Origin of the sequence: Thermoleptolyngbya sp. M55_K2018_002, assembly GCF_015295965.1 — a bacterium.
Lineage (GTDB): Bacteria > Cyanobacteriota > Cyanobacteriia > Elainellales > Elainellaceae > Thermoleptolyngbya > Thermoleptolyngbya sichuanensis.
In genome coordinates this window covers 1-3,360 of record NZ_DVEA01000296.1, presented here as the reverse complement: position 1 = coordinate 3,360, position 3,360 = coordinate 1, and the positions used below count along the sequence as shown (strand labels likewise).

At 56.0% G+C, this 3,360-nt stretch carries 2 protein-coding genes; both read right to left on the bottom strand.

Going from position 1 to position 3,360, the window contains the following annotated elements:
* Positions 1 to 421: 421 nt before the first annotated feature.
* Positions 422 to 697, bottom strand: coding sequence for a CRISPR-associated endonuclease Cas2 (cas2, locus tag IGS51_RS15075; RefSeq protein ID WP_297079426.1), 276 nt, complete (start codon positions 695 to 697; stop codon positions 422 to 424).
* Positions 698 to 826: 129 nt separating this feature from the next.
* On the bottom strand, positions 827 to 3,094 hold the full coding sequence (cas1, locus tag IGS51_RS15070; protein WP_297079424.1) for a CRISPR-associated endonuclease Cas1: 2,268 nt from the start codon (positions 3,092 to 3,094) through the stop codon (positions 827 to 829).
* Positions 3,095 to 3,360 lie beyond the last annotated feature (266 nt).

Sequence of the window (3,360 nt, the reverse complement as noted above, 5' to 3'; positions counted from 1 at the left end):
AGTCCCCAGATCGTTGAAATAAGCGGCAACGTTTCAGTCCCCTTGCGGGGAAGTGGTGGTGAAAGGGTGCCGTCTGAAACTTGCTCCTGGCAATGGCTCGTGAGCGGAAATCGACGGTGGTCATTTTTGGGGTTCAAAAACGACTTTTCTCCCTTAAGACCTTGAATTTCTAGCGTTTGAAATGCCCACTGAATAAGGCATCGACGCTGGTCAACGAAGCTATGCGGTTTTCAAGGATCGGTGGAGATGGGACGATGCCCTCTTGAACCCCATTAACCCGGATTGGCTTCTAAAAGTCAAGCGCTAGAGGATAAAGAAAAAAGAAAGCAGCAAAAAGGGCGATCGCTGATGAATGACTCATCTGGCGATCGCCCTTTTTTGTCGGAGCGTCTTGAGCTAGAGCGGATTGTCTCTGAAGATATTAGACGATGTAGGCTCGCGGCGGCGGCTCTGGTGGAGAACTACCAATCGTCAGCGCTTTGGGCAGGCTATCGGCGGCGATCCAATAGAATCGCACGTTGTCTTCGGCGGGTTTGACCTGTCGTTTGACCTTTTCGTGGAGCTTTTTCATCTCTGCTAGGGAAATGAAGCACTCAAATACGCTGTATTGCACCCGCCGTCCGTGACCTTCCAAAAAGGTGGCCAGCTTTTGGCGGCGCTTGTCGTCGGGGATGTCGTAAACTACCAGGACTAGCATGATGGTTTGGAGATAGATTATCAATCAGCGCTGAGGTGGTTTGGATAAGGGCGATCCCCCTTAGCCCCCCTTGAAAAAGGGGGGAAGCGATCCTCCCTAGCCATCCTTGGAAAAAAGGGGGGAGGCGGTTTAGGTGGCTCGGATAAAGGGACGGTAGGGCTGGGAGTTTTGCAGACAGCGCTTGTATTGCTGCACCTGGAGCTGGATGGCTCGGCGATAGGAGACAGGCTGCTGCACTGCGGGATGGGCGATTTCCTCTGAAATGCGCTCCTCAAAATGTTTGAGAAAGACTCGGCGAGCAGTGGGGTTTAGATAAATTCCACCCTCGGCGTTTGGGAAGGTGAAATCGGTGGGGCGCAGAATTTTTTTGTTAATCAGCACCATCACCAGGCTATCGACAATGGGCGATCGCCATTCTTCCATCAGGTCAAACGCCAGGTGTGGCTCCTTGCGGTCGGAGCGGTGCAGATTGCCCAGGTAGGGATTTAGCCCTTCGGCCAGGATGAGGCTGAGGACGTTGTTAAACAGCAGCGTGTAGCCAAAGCTGAGCAAGCTGTTGACGGGATCTTTGGGCGGGCGGCGGTTGCGCTCCGTCAGGCTAAAGCCGGGATTGGTGATCAACTGCCCCAGGGCGGTGAAATAGAGCCGGGCCGATGCGCCTTCGTGCCCGCGCATCACGTCCAGATCCGTCGTCTGGGTCAGCGCGGCGATGTGCTGATCAATGCGGTGGATTTTGGCACTCAGCCCTTCTACCTTGCGCTTGCGATTTAGCCGCAGCAGCAGATGGCGCGAGTTGGTGAGCTTGCCATGCAGGATTTGCTGCGCCATTTTGACCTGAAAGCCGGGATCATGCCGCCGCCCAAACTGGGCCGCCTCGGTGGGCAGGTCACAAAACTCGCTGCTCCAGAGGTGCCCCTTATAGTCTCCGGCGCGGCTCATAAACACAACGGGAATCTGATGTTCCAAACATTCCGACAGAGCGCTGGTGCTAATTTGCACATTGCCCAACACCAAAATGCGCCCAACTTCTTTAATCGGAATTTCAAGTGGGGGGAACGGCTCTGGGGTTTTAGATTGGGGAGTTTGGGGTTTGGATTTGGAGGTTGGAGGCTGGGGCGGGGACGATTGCGCCGTGAGGCTCTCGTCTTCGTCGGTTTCAAATCGACCGCCCTCGATCACAAAGCGGCCGTGGTCTTTGCGGAGCATCGTGCCCTGGCGCACCAGATACAGCGTAGACATACCATTCCTCCAACTCCATTCTTTGGATTCAATTTGCACCGGCTTTTCATCACGCACCCGATAGCCCATCACGACATACAGCGGCGGCGGAATTGGCTGTTCCGAGGTTTGGACAGCCGCCAAAAGGGCCTGCTGCATCTGGGTCGCCTGGGGCGGCGGGTCGCTGTAGTGGAGAATCGGCGACCGCTCCTGATGGGCAGCTTTTTGGGCGATCGCCACTTCCTCAGCCTGCCGCTGCCGCTTGCTTTTGGGCTGGTCTTGCACGATGAGCGATCGCACAAAGGTATGTCCTAGAAACCGGAAGCCGTCGTTGAAATGGGTGACGCGGGTTTTGTCGGGATGCAGCTCCAGCCCCATCGTGTGGAGCAAGTTTTCTACCAGGTCGTGAGCTTTTTCGATCCGCGCTTTGGACTTGGCCAAGATGACAAAATCATCGGCATAGCGCACCAGCTTCAGTCCGGCCGCTTCAATGGCTTCATCAAAATCATCGAAATACACATTCGCCAAAATGGGCGAAATCACCGCGCCCTGGGGCACGCCCTTATTGGGCAAGATCAGTCCCGATGCAGTAGACACGCCGCTGCCGATCCACCGCTCCACCAAGTGGCCCACGGCTGGATCATGCACCCGCTCTTGCAGCTCATCAAACAGGCGGCGGTGCTGAATGTTGTCAAAATATTTCACCACGTCGGCATCCAGTACCCAGTCATAGCCCCGCTGTCGCCACTGGTCGATCTGCTGCACGGCGCTTTTGTAAGACCGGCCGGGGCGATAGGCAAAGCTGCTGTTTTCAAACTGGGGTTCTAGCAGGGGATGCAGCAGATTGAGCAGGGCTTGTTGCACAATGCGATCGCGCACGGTGGGCACGGCCAGCCCGCGCCACTCGGTTTTGGGCGGCTCCCCCGGTTTTAGCTTGGGCTTCTTGGGAATGGAGAGCGATCGCAGCGGCATCGGCTGATAGGTGCCCGTTTCGATCTGGCGGCGCAGCGTGGCCAGCTTGCGCTCGGCATCCTGCTGAAAGGCTTCCACCGTTTCGCCATCCACCCCCGCACAGCCCCGGTTTCGCCGCACCTTGAGCCAGGCCTGTTCAAAGTTTTCTGCCGATAGAAACTGTTGCCAATCCAGTTTGGGCCAATTCAGCGTGGGCCGATCCAGCATGGTGATATCTCCTGCAAGGAAAGAAAAGCTAAAGGTTGCGAGGCAAAACCAGAGCCAGCGATTAGATTTAAGACTTATGCGAGATCTGATCCCCCCTAGCCCCCCTTAACAAGGGGGGAACCGGCCTCAAAGTCCCCCTTATTAAGGGGGATTTAGGGGGATCGGTTCGGAGTCTGAGCGCTCAGAGATCCCCCCTAGCCCCCCTTAACAAGGCACTGACATACTTGAGACAGCAAACTTACTGCCCTCATCCCCCAACCCCTTCT

Coding starts and splice junctions, on each gene's coding strand:
- cas2 (WP_297079426.1), bottom strand. CDS start 697: ATGCTAGTCCTGGTAGTTTACGACATCCCCGACGACAAGCGCCGCCAA.
- cas1 (WP_297079424.1), bottom strand. CDS start 3,094: ATGCTGGATCGGCCCACGCTGAATTGGCCCAAACTGGATTGGCAACAG.